Here is a 16,363-nt window from a genome sequence, read left to right as displayed (position 1 = left end):
TATGTTAAAAATTATATTTAAAAATGAACACTGTTCAAAAAATATTCATACATTTGCATTATAAATTTATTCATGAGTATAAGCGAAAGAAAACAGAAAGAAAAAGAAACCTTGCGTTTGCTCATTCTAAACGGAGCAAAGAAACTTTTCGTAGAAAAGGGTATAGAACATACTACGATCAGAAATATAGCTGACGAGATTAGCTATAGTGTGGGTACGGTTTATGTCTATTTTAAAGATAAAAATGCAATCTTCCATGATTTACATTCGATAGGTTTTCAGGAATTGGGTGGATATTTTAAAGATTTAATAAGTGAAGAAGATCCGATGCTTCGACTTCGAAAAATGGGATTCGTCTATATGAAGTTTGCTATGGAAAATTCTGAGATGTATGATTTGATGTTTAATCTGAAAGCACCAATGGAATATCTGGAATCACAGAAAAATCAACTTTGGTCGGAGGGAAATAACACATTTGGTTATGTTAAAAAAACGGTTGAGGATTGTATGCTTAAAGGACATTTCAAAGATAATAATTCAGAGGCATTATCTTTTATGATCTGGAGTTTGGTGCACGGTATGTGCTGTCTCGAAATTCGTCAGAGAACCAAAGGTGTTAAATTCAGCAGTCCAGATACAATCATGTCAGAAGGTTACAACGAATATTTAAAAATATTAGAAAAACTGTAAAGTTTTTTTTGTTCAATAAAATGAACAATGTTCAAATAATAAACAATGTATATAATAATGAAAAAATTATCATCACTGGTTTTGATGTTCATCGGGTTTTTCGGGTATTCTCAAAACCATCTCGACCGGTATATCGAAATGGGTCTGGAAAATAATGAGGTCATCAAGCAGAAGAATTTCGACATCAACAAAAGTCTTTATGCCCTTAAAGAAGCGCAGTCATTGTTTTCCCCGAATGTTACATTCGTAACCAATTACACGATTGCAGATGGGGGTAGGACGATTGATATTCCTATCGGGGATATGCTGAATCCGGTATACAGCACCTTAAATCAAATTACCAATTCCAATGCTTTTCCGCAATTGCAGAATCAGTCGGTGCTGATCAATCCTAATAATTTCTATGATGTCAAACTTCACACTACGATGCCACTCTTAAATTATGAGATTATTTACAACAAAAAGATCAAGGTCCAACAAACGACAATACAAAAAATCGAGCTGGAAATCTATCGGCGTGAACTCGTGAAGGATATAAAAATTGCCTATTACAAATATCTGCAGTCAGTGGAAGGCATCAGGATTTATGAAAATGCATTGTCCATCGTCAAAGAAAATCAAAGGGTCAACAAATCGCTTTTTAAGAATGATAAAATCAACCGAACGGCAGTTCTGAGAAGTGATAATGAGGTTGCAAGAATCGAGGCGAATCTTGAAACGGCAAAAAACACAAGCAAAAATGCAAGATCTTATTTTAATTTTCTTCTCAACCAGAAACTGGGTTCGGAGATTGAAATTGATGAAAATATGGAATTGCCTGCTGAACTCATTGCTGAAAATACCGCAAACAGGGAAGAGTTGAAACAATTAGGGCAGGCGAAAGAGATCAATGAAAATGTGTATCAGTTAACAAGATCGAATTGGTTTCCCAAATTAAGTGGTTTTGCAGACCTCGGTTTTCAGGATTTTGATTTCAGGGTTGATAAAGGTTCACGCTATTATTTTGCAGGTATAAGTTTGGAATGGAACATCTTCTCAGGCAATAAGAATAAATACAAACTAAAGCAGGTGGATGAAGACAGTAAAAAGATTGATTCCCAAATCGACAATGTGAAACAACAGTTACTGCTACAATATGAAGTCTCCCAAAATAATCTGAGATCTGCTTTAGAGCAATACGAGTCGGATTTCAAGCAGAAAGAGACAGCAAAAAAGTATAACGGAGATGTTACCAAACTCTACAAAGAAGGAATGGCGATCTACATCGAACTGCTGGATGCCCAGAATCAGGTGGTCAATACTCAGCTGAATGCTAATATTTCTTTATACAATTCCTGGATTGCCTTTGCAGAGCTGGAAAGAGCCAATGCCTCATTTAATTTTAACAAATAAAATAATAACGATAATGAATAAATCGATAACAATATCACTTTTATCTCTTTTCCTGATTTCGTCCTGCAAGGAGGAAAAAAAAGAGGCAAAACCATTTGAAAATGCTGAAGTGATTCCAATTAAAACTGCATCTGTAGGTTCATTGGCACTTGCAGGAAATATTAATGCGTCCGGATTAGTAACCACAGAGAACGAAGCAACCTATTCTTTCAAGATTGGTGGGGTAGTAAGCGGGGTTTTTGTCGAGGAAGGCCAGTTTTTCAGAAAAGGTCAGTTGCTAGCTACTTTGGACGAAACAGAAATCCGTGCAGGACTTAACCAATCAGATTTGAATGTTCAAAAAAACGAACGGGATTACAAACGGGCCACGAATCTTTACAAAGACAGTGTATACACTTTAGAGCAGGTTCAGAATACAAGAACAGGTCTCGACATTGCCCGCAAACAGAAAGATGCCGTTGCATTTAACGTAAAATATTCAAAAATATATGCGACTGCCGACGGTTTTGTTGCTCAGAAGGTAGCAAATAAGGGCGAAATTGTTGGTCCGGGTTCTCCCGTTTTGATCATCAATGAGACTTCTTATAACAACAATTATCTTTTGAAAGTCGGTTTGACCGACACCGAATGGGCATCTGTAAAAATCGGACAAAAAGCATCAGTAACCTTAGATAGTTATCCCGGAAAAACGTTTGATGCCTTTGTCTTCAGAAAATCGCAGGCAGCGGATAGAGCACTCGGATCTTTCCAGGTTGAGCTTAAACTAATGATGAATGATAGTAAGCCTGCCGTTGGGATGTTCGGAAAAGCAGAAATTAAAACTGACCATTCGGAAGATTTTATGATGGTTCCTTACAATTCATTAATTGAAGCGGACGGCAACAAGGCATTTGTTTTTGTAATCGAAAACAATAAGGTAAAAAAGAGACCGATAAGGATTGCCAGATTTGAAAATGATAAGGTATATGTTCAGGATGGACTACAAAAAAATGATAAGATTGTCATTTCGAACAGTGCTTACCTGAACGAGCAGTCAACCATTAAAATTATTAAGTAAGAACCGATGAAAATTACAAATTTTGCCGTTAAAAACTACCAGTTTACACTGATTATATTTCTTTTGGTTGCAGTTGTCGGATTTTTGACGCTGTTCACAATGCCGAGGTCGGAAGATCCGTCAACACATCCGCCACAATATCTCATTACCGTAATTTATCCCGGAACAAGCCCGAAAGATATGGAGGAGCAGGTCGTAAAACCTATCGAAAACAAAATCTATGGACTGGAGAATATCGATAAGATTCTCACAACCGTTGAAGATGGCGTTGCAGCCTTTCAGGTTAAATTCAAATACGGGGTCGATGTCGATAATAAATATCAGGAAATTTCAACTGAGATCAATGCATTAAAAAACAGTGAGCTTCCGAAGGATATCTATCAGATAAAGACAGAAAAAATATCGTCTTCCGATGTAAAAATTCTGCAGGTGGCATTGGTTTCGGAAAATGCTTCAGAGAAAAACCTTCGTGACGAGGCAGATAAACTTAAAACTAAACTTGAAAAGATCACGAATCTGAAAAATGTCATCTATTCAGGAACTCCTGAACAGGAAATCAGAGTAGACCTCAAGCTGGATAAGCTTGCTCAATTGAGAATACCTTTAAATGTTGTGATGGGAAGCTTGCAAAGCGAGGCTGCGGACATTCCAGGCGGAAGTATTGATATGGGAAACAAAGTTTTCAATGTGAAAACCAGCGGAAAATTCAAAAACGATCAGGATGTTGCCAATACGGTTATCTACAATGCCAACGGAAAGATTATCTATATGAAGGATGTTGCGGAGGTCGGTTACAAATCTCAAACGGTAGACCACATTACCAGAATCAATGGACATCGCTGCGTTCTGGTAAGTGCCGGAATGAAGGATAATGTAAATATTACCGATGTTCAGAAACAATTTGAGCCTATTCTGGAGTCGTTTTCAAAAGATCTTCCTGAGAATATTAAACTGGTTAAAAACTTCGATCAGGCGAATATGGTTTCACAGCGTCTGGGGCATTTAGGTTTTGATTTTGGATTGGCGATTGTTTTGGTAATTATTACATTATTACCCTTAGGTTCACGCGCTTCAATTATAGTAATGATCTCTATTCCATTGTCTTTGGCGTTAGGATTAATTGTGATGAATGCACTGGGATTTTCATTAAATCAGCTAAGTATTGTAGGATTGGTGGTAGCATTAGGCTTACTCGTCGATGACAGTATCGTTGTGGTTGAGAATATTGAACGTTGGCTTCGTGAAGGCCATTCCAAAAAAGAGGCGGTTCTGAAAGGCACAAAACAGATAGGTCTGGCTGTCGTAGGATGTACTGCAACACTTATTATCGCTTTTTTACCTCTGGCATTCCTTCCGGATATTGCCGGAGAATTCATCAGAAGTCTTCCGATGGCGGTAATTACAAGTGTTTTGGCTTCAGTGGTAGTTGCGTTGACTTTGGTTCCTTTCTTGGGAAGTCGATTTCTAAAAACGCACGAGCACGAAGGCGGGAATATTTTCCTTCAGTATCTTCAAAAATTCCTTACGAACAGTTACAAGGGAATTATGCCTAAAGCGTTGAAATATCCTAAAATTACCATCGGAATTTCAGTGGGATTGAGTGTATTGGCATTTGTTCTATTCAGTTTTACGGGGTTTAAGCTGTTCCCGACTTCTGAAAAACCGATGTTCTTAATTAATATTAAAACGCCACTTCAATCAAACATTTCGGAAAGTGACCGTGTGGCAAAGATTGTTGAATCTGAATTAAAAAATCATAAGGAAATTGCCTATTATACCACGAATGTCGGGAAGGGAAATCCACAGATCTATTACAACGTTCATCCCCAGGACAGAAAACCTGATTTTGCACAGATCTTTGTTCAATTGGATGATGAAGCAAAGCCTCAAACAAAAACTGCCCTAATAGAGATTTTAAGAGAAAAATTCAAGACGATGCCTTACGCAAAGGTCGAAGTGAAAGATTTTGAACAAGGGACACCGATTGAAGCCAATATTGTAGTCCGACTTTTTGGAGAAGATCCGACTGTTTTGAGACAATTATCTTCGCAAGTTGAAAATATTTTAAGACAACAGAAAGGAACTGTTTACATCAACAATGAGTTGAATACCTACAAAACCGATGTCAAAGTAAAAATAAATAAGGAAAAGGCAAGAACACTTGGAGTATTAACAAGCGAAGTTGATAAGGTGATCCGTCTTGCGGTAGCAGGACTTTCTGTCGGTGATTATATTGATGACCGTGGCGATGCTCGGACAGTGACCTTAACATTACCAAGAGAAAAATTCTCTAACCTGGATGCCCTGAAAAATCTTTATGTCAATAATGTTCAGGGAGCACCGATCGCATTGAATCAGATTGCGACGGTTACCTTTGAAACTTCGCCGACAGCAATCAACCATTTCAACAAATCTCGTTTTGCTAAAGTAACCGCAATGTCTGCAAAAGGGTATTATGCGAATGATCTGCTGATGGAGATTATTCCACAACTTGACAAGCTGAAGATGCCGCAAGGTTATTCCTATAAATTGGCTGGAGAAAAAGAATCGGAGGGCGATGCGTTAGGAGGAAATTTTCTTTCAGTTATTATCTTGAGTACATTTTTGTTTGTGGCAGTTTTGCTTCTTCAATTCAAAACATTTAAAGGAATTATTATCGTACTGTCAATCATCCCGTTGGGAATATTGGGTGGTGTTATTTTATTGTTAATTAATGGAAGCCCGATGTCATTAGTTGCCATCATCGGTTTTATCGGCTTGTCAGGAATTCAGGTTAAAAATTCGCTGCTTCTGGTGGATTTTACCAACCAGCTCAGAATGGAAGGAAAGTCGATTGATGAAGCGATTGCTATTGCCGGAGAAACCCGTTTCTTGCCAGTAGTGTTGACCTCTATTACAGCAATTTGTGGGCTTATTCCATTAGCTTTAAACTCAAATCCATTAATTGCACCTTTAGCTATTGTATTGATTGGAGGACTCATCAGTTCAACGATTCTATCAAGGATTGTCACACCGGTAATGTACAAGCTTATTCCGCCAAGTCTGAATATTGAAAACGGAGACGAAGAAAATTAGAATTAATCATTAAAATTTAAATAAAAATGGAAGAATACATCTTACTTACCGGCGCATCATCCGGCATCGGCTATCATATGGCGGTTCAGCTTGCCGAAAATGGCAAAAATCTGATATTGGTCGCAAGAAGCGAGGAAAAACTGAAAAAACTACAGGAAAAATTAATATCAATTTACAAAGTTGATGTTCATTATATTGTAAAAGACCTTTCTGTTGTCTCTAATGCCATTTTATTGTACAACGAAGTTAAAAACAAAAATCTGATAGTTTCGGGATTGGTCAATAATGCAGGAGTAGGAACTTATGGCGAATTTACCAAAACTTCTTTGCAAGAAGAATTGAAAATGATAGACCTTAATATTTCGAGCTTGGTGGCACTCAATAAACTCTTTGTGAAAGATATGGTAGCAAGGAAATCAGGCAGGATAATGAACATAGCTTCGTTGATGGCATTTCTACCTTTTCCTTACTATTCGGTTTATTCAGCGACAAAAAGTTTCGTTTTGGCATTTACCGAAACACTGGCTTCGGAACTGGAAGGAACAGGAGTGATAGTTACGGCGCTGTGTCCGGGACCGATTGATACCGGATTTTACAACGAGGAAATGCTTAAAGTCAATATGATGAAGACCAATAAACCTGTCCATCCTGAAGTTGTAGCTAAAGCTGGTGTGAAACTTTTACTAAATGGCAAAGGCAAAAAAATAGTCGGTTCGATGAATTGGTTTCTTTCTAACTTACCTAGGATTACGCCTGATGTTCTGATGATGAAAATTAAAAGAAAACTTTCGAGTCAGCATTCGTAAAATAAAGATATGAAATTGCATATTACATTACCGACATCCATTTAATCAAAATATAAAATACTAAAATATTTTACAATATTATATTTTGCGCAATATAATTTTATGTGTACATTTGTATAGTAATTAAAAAACGCTAATAATTGAAACATTAGAAAGTTAACCAACTGAAAAGGTGTAAGAAATGGAATGTTACGAGTTAGCGGAGTTATAATCTTCAAGTAAGGATACCAAGAGGATTGGTCAGTATGATTAAAGCTGGATAAACTGATTAATGGCTAAAGTGAGCATTGGAAAATGGAGGATTTGGATTGGCAGTGGAATTGTATGTTAATATCCCGAACGTAAATTCTAATTGAGAAAGGATATCAGATCTGTGCTTATTCCAAAAATGCCAATGAAGAATTGAAGTAAAACTTACCGTTTAAAATAATTAATACTAAAAATTAACACTAAATATAAACAAAATGAAAGTACTATTTGTAGTAACATCCCACGATGAATTGGGTAAGACAGGTCATAAAACAGGATTTTGGGTTGAAGAATTTGCAGCTCCATATTACTCATTTAAAGATGCAGGATTTGAAGTAGTTGTTGCTACTCCAAAAGGCGGACAGGCACCGATTGACCCTAACAGTGAAGTTCCTGATGCGCAAACTCCTGCAACAGAACGTTATTATAAAGATGAGGACGTACAAAATATTATTGCCAATACAGAAAAATTGAGTGATCAGAAGGCCGGTGATTTCGATGCCGTTTTTTATCCGGGAGGTCACGGGCCGCTTTGGGATTTGGCAAATGACAAAGATTCTCAACAATTGATTCTTGATTTTTATAACAGTGAAAAACCTGTAGGTGCGGTATGTCATGCACCGGGTGTCTTCAAAAATATAACATTCGATAATGGAGAGCCGTTTGTAAAAGGTAAAAACGTGACGGGTTTTTCAAACACAGAGGAAGCCGCAGTTCAATTGACCGATGTAGTTCCATTCTTAGTTGAAGATGAATTAAAAAAGTCAGGTGGTCATTATACCAAAACTGATGATTGGGGAGTTCATGTTGTAGAAGATGGGCTTTTGATTACAGGACAGAATCCTGCATCGTCAGAAAGTGTTGCTGAAAAGCTTATCACACTTTTAAAGAAGTAAAAATAATCAATTAAAGGCAGTAAAAACTGCCTTTAAAATTTAATACAGATGGAAGATTATTTAAAATTAGATAAACAGCTGTGCTTTTCTCTATACGTTTTACATCGGGAAATTATGCAACAATATCGCCCTATTTTGGATAATATAGGTTTAACGTATCCACAGTATATCACATTAATGGCTTTATGGGAAAATGATGGGCTGACTGTTAACCAATTAGGGGATAAATTAAAATTGGACAATGGAACTTTAACCCCGTTATTAAAGCGTTTGGAAGTTAAAAATCTTCTTACCCGTACCCGAAGAAAAAGCGACGAACGGGTTGTAGAAATCAATTTGACAGATGAAGGAGAGAAATTGAAAGAAAAAGCAGCTTGTGTTCCGAGTCAAATATTAACTGCACTGAATCTTAATTTAGATGATATGCATGCTCTAAAAACTTTATCCGATAAGGTATTTGATGGAGCGCAAAAAATGTAAAAAATGACAACAGAAATTCAAAACAGAATAAAAGAAGTATTCGAAAAACAAAAAGAATTTTTCGCAACTCAACAAACTAAAGAAATAGCATTCCGTAAAAAACAGTTACAAAATTTACGAAACGTATTTGCAGGTTATACTGATGCAATTTGTGACGCCGTGAATATCGATTTAGGAAAAAGCAGAGCAGAAGCTGAATATGTGGAAGTGCAAATTGTGCTGGATGAGCTGGATGATATGATTGAAAATATGGAAGAATGGGTAAAACCGACTTTCGTAGCATCAAAACCTCATTCTTCAGGAGCTGAAGTTATCAGCAAATATATTTACGAACCTTATGGGGTAAATTATATTATCGGGCCTTTCAATTATCCTGTACAGCTCACTTTCAGTCCTTTAATTGGGGCATTAATGGCAGGAAATACAGCGATTATTAAACCTTCTGAAAATACTCCACACGTTGCAGAAGTTATTGAGAAGATTGTAACTGAAGCTTTTGACGAAAAATATGTAGCCGTTTTTCAAGGTGCTATTGAAGAAAATACTTATTTATTAAGTCTTCCTTTCGACTATATCTTCTTTACTGGAAGTCCGAATGTAGGTAAAATTGTAATGAAAGCTGCTGCAGAACAATTGATCCCTTTAACTTTAGAGTTAGGAGGAAAATCTCCAACGATTGTTCATCACGATGCAGATTTAGAGAAAGCTGTTCAGAGAATTTCTGCCGGAAAATGGATTAATTGCGGACAAACCTGTGTTGCTCCGGATTATATTTATGTTCATGAATCGGTTAAAGATGCTTTAATTGATCAATTTAAATCTTACTTGAAAGCGACTTACAACGATGAATCATTAGGAAAGATTGGAAAAATAGTAAGTCAGCATCAGATAAAGAATTTAGCAGGATATTTAGAAGATGCTCCTGAAAAAGTAGTGTATGGCGGAAATTATGATTTGGAAACACGTCATTTTGAAGCAACATTAATGTCGGATGTCAATTGGAATGATGCGGTGATGCAGCAGGAAATATTCGGTCCGGTTTTACCGATTTTAACGTACAGCAATATTGACGAAGCGCTAAAAGAAATCAACAACAGACCAAAACCTTTGGCATTGTATGTATTTTCTGAAGATCAAAATTTTGCAGATGATGTAATTGCAAGAACCACCAGCGGAGATGCGGAAATCAACAGCACATTAATTCACGTAGGATCTCATTTTCTGCCATTTGGTGGGGTGGGAACTTCAGGAATGGGAAAATACCACGGAAAATTTAGTTTGGAAAATTTCAGTCACCAAAGATCGATTTTGCAAGTTAAGTAAGCAGAATATGATAATTTACTTTAATAATTCCACGGGAAAAGCTTAAACTTCAAAAATACAAACAGCTGCAAATAGAAAAAACACTGAAGAAGGATCTTCAGTGTTTTTGTGCATTTTGAAAAATTTTAATGTTAGATACGTCAATTCGAGTGTTTTTTCGTAATGAAGTGGAGAAAAAATGTATCGAGAATAGATCTGCCTTCAATTACAAACTTCTCGATACGATTTTTTTCAAAAACCTACTCGAAGTGACGAAAGTACATCAAAATGCACAACGGGTATAGAATAATAAACTTTAAGTCTTGTTATTTTTAACTGTAATTAGAAATAAAGGATTATTTTTTTAATCTCTTAAAAAAATCAGACTTATAAGTTTCACCAATAGGAATTTCTCTTCCAGAGCTTAAGCAGACATTTTTAACGTCAATTTTTTCAATTTTATCGAGGTTTAAAATAAAAGATTTATGAACTCTCGCAAAATTTTCCGGCAATTGATTTTCCAGAGATTTTAACGTATCAAGAACGATATATTCCTGATTTTCAGTTTTAATGTTCACATAATCTTTGATGCTTTCTATGAAAAGAATTTCATCAAAATTAATTTTATGCTGCTGTCCGGAAGATTTTACAAAAAAATAAGTATTTTCTTTGGTTTCATTTATCGTAAATCTTTCCAAAGCTTTTTGTGTACTTTTTTCGAATCTACTGAAAGAAATTGGCTTCAGAAGATAATCGATAATATTGTGTTCGTAGCCTTCCAAAGCATATTCTGTATAGGCTGTTGTGAGAATATATTTGAGTTTGCTGCCGACGATCTTCATGAAATTAATGCCTGAAAGTTCGGGCATTTGGATATCGAGAAAAATCAAATCTGCTTCGTTATTTTGGATAAATTCCATGGCTTCAATTGGATTTTCTGTAGAAAAAACCAGCTCCAAGAAAGGGATTTTCTCCACATAACTTCCAAGCAAAGAAACTGCAAGCGGTTCGTCATCAACAACAATACATTTAATTTTATCCATTTTTTAAATCAATTTTCAAATCTACGGTAAAATCGGTTTCGGTTTCAGTAATATTCAGTTCATGTTTGTTTGGATAAAGAATTTCCAGACGTTTTTTCACATTCCCGATTCCAATTCCGGAAAGTGAATCTTTTGATTTCGATTTCTTAAAATTGTGAAGGTAAAACTGCAACCTTTGATTCTCATCAGAAATTTTTACTACAAAACCTTTTCCACTGAAGTCGCCGTGTTTAAAAGCATTTTCCACAAACGGAACCAAAAGCATGGGAGAAATATTCATAGTAGGGAAATTAATTTTTTTATTAATCATTAATAATTCCGGATTTTTGATTCTGAGTTTTTCAAGTTCAATCAGACTTTCTAAATAACCGATTTCCTTTTCCAATGGAATGAAATCTTTCTCTAAGTCTTTGGTGCTGTATCTCAATAATTGACTCAATTCTTCAATCGCAGGCAAAGCTTTCTCAGAGTTTTGATACACCAAAGAATAGATATTATTGAGTGTATTGAATATAAAATGAGGATTAATTTGTGTTTTTAAAGCTTGAATTTTCGCTTGATTTCTTTCCTGTTCCAATTTTTGTCTTTCAATTTCTATCACTCCAAATTTTTCCAGCAACCATAAAACACCTGCGATAAATACGTTGATACATCCATAATAAATATTATCAAAAAAGTAAAAAAGCAATCCCGTTTCTTGGTCATAATTTCTGAATCCAAATGTTGCGGGCGCTAAAATTTCTTCTAAAGAATATCTAATCGTAGCAAAACAAACAATCGACAAAAAAAATGAAATAATTGCAGTATAGATTTTCTCAGGCTTGAAAATTTTGGGGATGATGATTAAATAACAAATGTAAAATGTAAAAATACCACTTAGGAAAAAAGTAGTTCTCAAAACGGTACTCTGCAAATCATTCTCTTTCGCAAAAAAGAAAACAGGCGTAATCACGGCTCCAAAAAAGTTGAGACTCCAATAGATGATCTGCAGTAAGATGATTTGTTGTTTTTTCATATTTCAAATGTAAGCTTCTAAGTTTTCTTCAACCAAACCATTTCCGACAAACCTCCATTTTTTATCGATGAACATATTTTGGTCGGATTAAAATTGGGACAAATCTAAATGCTATTTCATAAAATTTAGTTTGAAAATACTTTTGTACCAAGAAAATTAAACTATTCGAAATTATGAAACTGACTTATCTATTCATCGCAACATTATTTTCAACAGCAGCTTTTGCCCAAACTCAAAAAGACAGTCTAAAGGAAATCGAGCAAGTTAACATATTGATAAAGAAAAAATTACTGGAAAGAAAAGCTGACCGATTAATTTTCAATGTAGATGCATCCATCGCTTCTCAAGGAATGGATGCTGGCGAAACTCTAGCCAATGTTCCCATGTTGAAAGTGGATGAAAATCTGGGAACGATTTCTATTACCGGGAAAAGTTCTGTGAATGTGATGGTAAACGGAAGAATGCTGAATCTTTCCGGAACTGCGCTTTTGAATTATTTAAAATCTATTCGTTCTGAAAATATTTCGAAAATCGAGGTGATTACGACTCCGCCTTCAAAATATGAAGCTCAGGGAAACAGCGGGCTTATCAATATTATTCTAAAGAAAAATCCGAATCTTGGTTTCAGCGGAAATATCAGTTCTGGACTGACGCAAAGGACTTATCACAATGGAAGCACGAACGGAACTTTGAATTACCAAACTGAAAAATTTAGTTTAAGTTTAAAAACAGCTTATATTGAAGGTGCGAAACGTACAGATGAAAGATTTACGATTCTCGGTGCATCGAAAAATTACAGCCAATCTATCCGAAAAGATATGTGGCAGGATTTAGCACCAAGTTTGAACGCTTCTTATAAAATCAATAAAAATTCTGAAGTTGGATTTGAATATATTTTTGGTGGCGACAAAAACGGAATGAATATTTTGAATACAACCCGAAACATCAGTTCAGATTTAAAAGAAACAAACCTTTTAACCAATACTTTTCACAGAGAAAAATCGCCAACGCATACTTTCAGTGCTTATTATGACTTGAAGTTGGATTCATTAGGAAAGAAATTGAGTTTAGCTGGAAATTTTTATAAAAATAACAATGATACAGAAGTTAATTTTTCAACTTTGACACTTCCGGAGAATACGGTTCAGGATGTGAAAACTTTGTCGGAAGTTAAACCACAAATTTTCTCTGTTCAGGCAGATTTGGAGTTGCCGTTTTCTTTTGGGATGATAGAAACAGGAGTAAAGTTCAATCAATTCAGGAATTCTGCGGATTTGAAATATTTGAATCTTGAAAATAATCAATACATCATTGATGAAGAAAAAGGAAGTCAATTCGAATATCAGGAAGAAAATTATGCAGTGTACGGAAGTTTTGCAAAGAATTTCGGTGAACATTGGGAAACGAAAGCCGGAATACGATATGAAAATACGTCTGTGAAAAGCACAGTGAATAATTTCAATTACGGACAATGGTTTCCTTCTGCTTTTGTGTCTTATAAAAATGAAAAAAATGTGTTCAGTTTTTCTTATTCCAGAAGAATTAACCGTCCAAGTATGAGTAATTTGAATCCGTTTCGCTGGTATGAAAATCCTTATTCTTATTCCACAGGAAATCCTTTGCTCACACCTTCTTACATCAATAATCTTGAATTGGGTTATACTTTCAATAATAAATTTTCGGCGAGTATTTATTATTTAAAACTAAAAAATGCGTTCGGACAAATTGCCAATCTTACTGAAAAATCCCAAATCGGAGGCTATCTGAATTATTATAACAACGATTCCTACGGCATAAATGCTTCTTACACCGATACTTTTTTCAAATTCTGGGAAGCAACAGTTACCTTGAATGCAACCATCCAAACTTCAGAAGTTTTCGGAATTGAAGCCGTCGCTCAGAAAGGAAATTCATTCAATTATTCTATCAACAACACTTTTATGTTGAACAAAAAAAGAACGATTTCTCTGTTTTTAAATTACGACCAAAGTTTACCAAACGATAATGTGAATACTCATATTCATAATTTTTCTAATCTGAATTCAGGATTTAAGTTTTCTTTGATGGAAAAGCAACTGCAAATCAATGCAACGGTAACGAATATTTTTGCCCAAAGATTCCGTGGTGATATGTTTTTCAAAGATAACAGCCAATATTTCAATAATTATTGGGATGGCAGAAGTTTGAGACTGAGTGTGAACTATACCTTCGGGAATAATAAAAAACAAATCCAAAAAAAGAATATCAAGTTTGAAGAAGTGGATAGAGTAAATTAAATTTCTTACTGAACTTTAGTATTTCATATACCATGTTTGATGGAAAATAAATGCTTTTACATATATTTGTTATAATTTATGAGTACTCAAGAAAGTTTGTTTGATAATAGGTTTAGTTCTGATTTAATTATCCAGGCGCTTGCTTCGTCTCCTACACCTACATCTATTTATTCGGGCGAAGAAATGGTCATACGTTTTGCGAATGAAGGTATGTTAGCACTTTGGGGCAAAGACTCTTCTGTTATCGGTAAACCATTGATGGAGGCAATTCCAGAATTGGAAGGACAACCGTTTTTAGAACTGTTGCAAGAGGTCTGGCGTTCCGGTAAAACCTATTCGGTAGTTGACGCTCCTGCAAAACTGATAAAAAACGGAGAGGAAACGCTTGATTATTTTGATTACGAATATAAAGCACTTACTGATCATCATAATAAAACATGGTGCATCCTTAATACAGCACTTGAGGTAACTTCCCGCCGAGAATTTTTACAGCAGATACAGGAGAAAGAAGAAAGGGAACATGGTCTCAATGAGGAAATGGCTGCAACACTTGAAGAACTGACTTCCACCAATGATGAGCTCAGCAATTCTATAGAGCAGCTTGCCCAAAGCAGGGAGTATATCCGGACCATCATTGAACAGGCACCTGTCGGAATTGCTATGTTGAAAGGACCTGAACATATCATAGAAATCGCCAATCCGGCTATTCTCAATATATGGGGGCGTACAGAATCGGAAGTAATTGGTTATGCTCATGAGAATGCACGTCCTGAATTGCATGGGCAGTCTGTCAATATTTGGCTTAAAGAAGTTTACCAAACCGGAAAACCCAAAATTAATACCGAATTTACAGTCAAGCTGTACCATAAAGATGGATTAAGAGAAGCTATTGTAAACTCTATCTATCAGCCTATTTTTTCAAATAACGGCGATATTTCAGGTGTTCTTGTCATTCTTGAAGAGATTACCCAACAGGTTTTAGAGCGGCGCAAGAATGAAAATGACCAGCAAATGTTGGCTCTTGCGATAGATGCCGGGGAACTTGCTACCTTCTATTATCAACCCACAACAAATCTCTTTTCAGGAAATAATCTACTTAAAACATGGTTTGGTTTATCTTCCGAGGAAAATCTAGATCTATCCTTAGCATTAGAAGTTATTTTGCCAGAGGATCGGGATCGGGTGACGGCAGCTATTTCGCAATCTTTGAGTAAAGATTCTGACGGCTATTACTTTATAGAATACCGAATTAAAAATAAAACAGACGAAAAGATAAGACTTTTACAAGCAAATGGCAGAGTCTTCTATGATCAACAGGGCAATCCGTTAAGTCTTAACGGTACGCTCAGAGATATTACTGAACAAAAAAAAGAGGAAGAGCGAAAAGATGATTTTATGGGAATGGTAAGTCATGAACTTAAAACACCACTTACATCACTCAAGGCATACCTTCAGGTTTTACAACGAATGGCAGTAAATATGGAAAGCGTTTTACAGCAAAATACACTGGAAAAATCTTTAAAACAGGTGGATAATATGACCGGTATGATTAACGGTTTCCTCAATGTTTCCAGACTTGATTCAGGACAAATTTACATTGATAAAACCGCCTTTGATTTCCAGTTATTATTCTCGGAAATTGAGGATGAAGTGATTTCAACCATTCATACACATCATTTTCTATTCAAATCTGCCGGACCACTATCAATACTTGCAGACCGCGAAAAGATTTCACAAGTACTAAATAATCTTATCGGAAATGCAGTGAAGTATTCTCCTACGGAAACGTTAATCATCGTAGAATATATGATAACTACAGATAATAATTTACAAATTAATGTTCAGGATCAGGGAATAGGAATTTCAGCAGACGACCAGCAGCGGATATTTGATCGCTACTATCGTGTAAAGGGTATTAACAATGCATCAATAGCAGGATTTGGTATAGGACTCTATCTCTGTAAAGAATTTATCGAACTTCATAACGGTATTATTGAAGTTCAAAGTTACCCGAACGAGGGCACTACATTTTCATTTGTTCTACCACTTGATGGAGATACGGCTACCAACTGATCATTTTGC

Annotated in this window: 12 protein-coding genes; 10 read left to right on the top strand and 2 right to left on the bottom strand. The window is 35.7% G+C overall.

Annotated features, from left to right (window positions below; translation table 11 throughout):
• Nucleotides 1-72 precede the first annotated feature (72 nt).
• From ASG22_RS01580 to mdlD, 8 genes are all read left to right on the top strand, one after another.
• Complete coding sequence (locus ASG22_RS01580) at nucleotides 73-690, top strand: TetR/AcrR family transcriptional regulator (protein WP_055979516.1); 618 nt, start codon at nucleotides 73-75, stop codon at nucleotides 688-690.
• A gap of 57 nt (nucleotides 691-747) precedes the next feature.
• Entirely contained in the window at nucleotides 748-2,082 is a 1,335-nt protein-coding gene (locus tag ASG22_RS01575; protein ID WP_055980240.1) for a TolC family protein, read from the top strand.
• 13 nt (nucleotides 2,083-2,095) lie between these two features.
• On the top strand, nucleotides 2,096-3,139 hold the full coding sequence (locus tag ASG22_RS01570) for an efflux RND transporter periplasmic adaptor subunit (protein WP_238586834.1): 1,044 nt from the start codon (nucleotides 2,096-2,098) through the stop codon (nucleotides 3,137-3,139).
• A 6-nt stretch (nucleotides 3,140-3,145) separates the two neighbouring features.
• Nucleotides 3,146-6,214 (top strand): efflux RND transporter permease subunit, encoded by a 3,069-nt coding sequence (locus ASG22_RS01565; protein ID WP_055979511.1) that lies wholly within the window; start codon nucleotides 3,146-3,148, stop codon nucleotides 6,212-6,214.
• A 26-nt stretch (nucleotides 6,215-6,240) separates the two neighbouring features.
• Nucleotides 6,241-7,020: an SDR family NAD(P)-dependent oxidoreductase gene (locus tag ASG22_RS01560; RefSeq protein WP_055979508.1), complete on the top strand. Its 780-nt coding sequence runs from the start codon at nucleotides 6,241-6,243 to the stop codon at nucleotides 7,018-7,020.
• Nucleotides 7,021-7,484: 464 nt separating this feature from the next.
• Nucleotides 7,485-8,165 (top strand): type 1 glutamine amidotransferase domain-containing protein, encoded by a 681-nt coding sequence (locus ASG22_RS01555; RefSeq protein WP_055979505.1) that lies wholly within the window; start codon nucleotides 7,485-7,487, stop codon nucleotides 8,163-8,165.
• A 48-nt stretch (nucleotides 8,166-8,213) separates the two neighbouring features.
• Complete coding sequence (locus ASG22_RS01550) at nucleotides 8,214-8,645, top strand: MarR family winged helix-turn-helix transcriptional regulator (protein WP_055979502.1); 432 nt, start codon at nucleotides 8,214-8,216, stop codon at nucleotides 8,643-8,645.
• A 3-nt stretch (nucleotides 8,646-8,648) separates the two neighbouring features.
• The gene (gene mdlD, locus ASG22_RS01545) at nucleotides 8,649-9,968 is read left to right on the top strand and encodes an NAD(P)-dependent benzaldehyde dehydrogenase MdlD (RefSeq protein ID WP_055979500.1); all 1,320 of its coding nucleotides are present in this window, start codon (nucleotides 8,649-8,651) and stop codon (nucleotides 9,966-9,968) included.
• Nucleotides 9,969-10,303: 335 nt separating this feature from the next.
• Here the strand turns inward: mdlD and ASG22_RS01540 are convergent, their stop codons facing one another.
• Together ASG22_RS01540 and ASG22_RS01535 are read right to left on the bottom strand one after the other, a co-directional pair.
• Entirely contained in the window at nucleotides 10,304-10,990 is a 687-nt protein-coding gene (locus tag ASG22_RS01540; protein ID WP_055979497.1) for a LytR/AlgR family response regulator transcription factor, read from the bottom strand.
• Nucleotides 10,983-12,005, bottom strand: coding sequence for a sensor histidine kinase (locus ASG22_RS01535; RefSeq protein WP_055979494.1), 1,023 nt, complete (start codon nucleotides 12,003-12,005; stop codon nucleotides 10,983-10,985). The genes ASG22_RS01540 and ASG22_RS01535 overlap by 8 nt, the downstream gene beginning before the upstream one ends.
• 173 nt (nucleotides 12,006-12,178) lie before the next feature.
• On the opposite strand from ASG22_RS01535, the gene ASG22_RS01530 reads away from it, so the two are divergent.
• Entirely contained in the window at nucleotides 12,179-14,281 is a 2,103-nt protein-coding gene (locus ASG22_RS01530; protein ID WP_055979491.1) for an outer membrane beta-barrel family protein, read from the top strand.
• A 78-nt stretch (nucleotides 14,282-14,359) separates the two neighbouring features.
• On the top strand, nucleotides 14,360-16,354 hold the full coding sequence (locus tag ASG22_RS01525; RefSeq protein WP_055979489.1) for an ATP-binding protein: 1,995 nt from the start codon (nucleotides 14,360-14,362) through the stop codon (nucleotides 16,352-16,354).
• Nucleotides 16,355-16,363: the final 9 nt, after the last annotated feature.

The organism is Chryseobacterium sp. Leaf405 (genome assembly GCF_001425355.1).
Taxonomy (GTDB): Bacteria; Bacteroidota; Bacteroidia; order Flavobacteriales; family Weeksellaceae; genus Chryseobacterium.
Note: the sequence above shows the minus strand (reverse complement) of the source record. Positions and strands in the feature narration are given on the sequence as shown.

What these genes read in the sequence shown, in the direction of transcription:
- ASG22_RS01580 (WP_055979516.1), top strand. Translation starts at nt 73, where the DNA reads ATGAGTATAAGCGAAAGAAAACAGAAAGAAAAAGAAACCTTGCGTTTG.
- ASG22_RS01575 (WP_055980240.1), top strand. Translation starts at nt 748, where the DNA reads ATGAAAAAATTATCATCACTGGTTTTGATGTTCATCGGGTTTTTCGGG.
- ASG22_RS01570 (WP_238586834.1), top strand. Translation starts at nt 2,096, where the DNA reads ATGAATAAATCGATAACAATATCACTTTTATCTCTTTTCCTGATTTCG.
- ASG22_RS01565 (WP_055979511.1), top strand. Translation starts at nt 3,146, where the DNA reads ATGAAAATTACAAATTTTGCCGTTAAAAACTACCAGTTTACACTGATT.
- ASG22_RS01560 (WP_055979508.1), top strand. Translation starts at nt 6,241, where the DNA reads ATGGAAGAATACATCTTACTTACCGGCGCATCATCCGGCATCGGCTAT.
- ASG22_RS01555 (WP_055979505.1), top strand. Translation starts at nt 7,485, where the DNA reads ATGAAAGTACTATTTGTAGTAACATCCCACGATGAATTGGGTAAGACA.
- ASG22_RS01550 (WP_055979502.1), top strand. Translation starts at nt 8,214, where the DNA reads ATGGAAGATTATTTAAAATTAGATAAACAGCTGTGCTTTTCTCTATAC.
- mdlD (WP_055979500.1), top strand. Translation starts at nt 8,649, where the DNA reads ATGACAACAGAAATTCAAAACAGAATAAAAGAAGTATTCGAAAAACAA.
- ASG22_RS01540 (WP_055979497.1), bottom strand. Translation starts at nt 10,990, where the DNA reads ATGGATAAAATTAAATGTATTGTTGTTGATGACGAACCGCTTGCAGTT.
- ASG22_RS01535 (WP_055979494.1), bottom strand. Translation starts at nt 12,005, where the DNA reads ATGAAAAAACAACAAATCATCTTACTGCAGATCATCTATTGGAGTCTC.
- ASG22_RS01530 (WP_055979491.1), top strand. Translation starts at nt 12,179, where the DNA reads ATGAAACTGACTTATCTATTCATCGCAACATTATTTTCAACAGCAGCT.
- ASG22_RS01525 (WP_055979489.1), top strand. Translation starts at nt 14,360, where the DNA reads ATGAGTACTCAAGAAAGTTTGTTTGATAATAGGTTTAGTTCTGATTTA.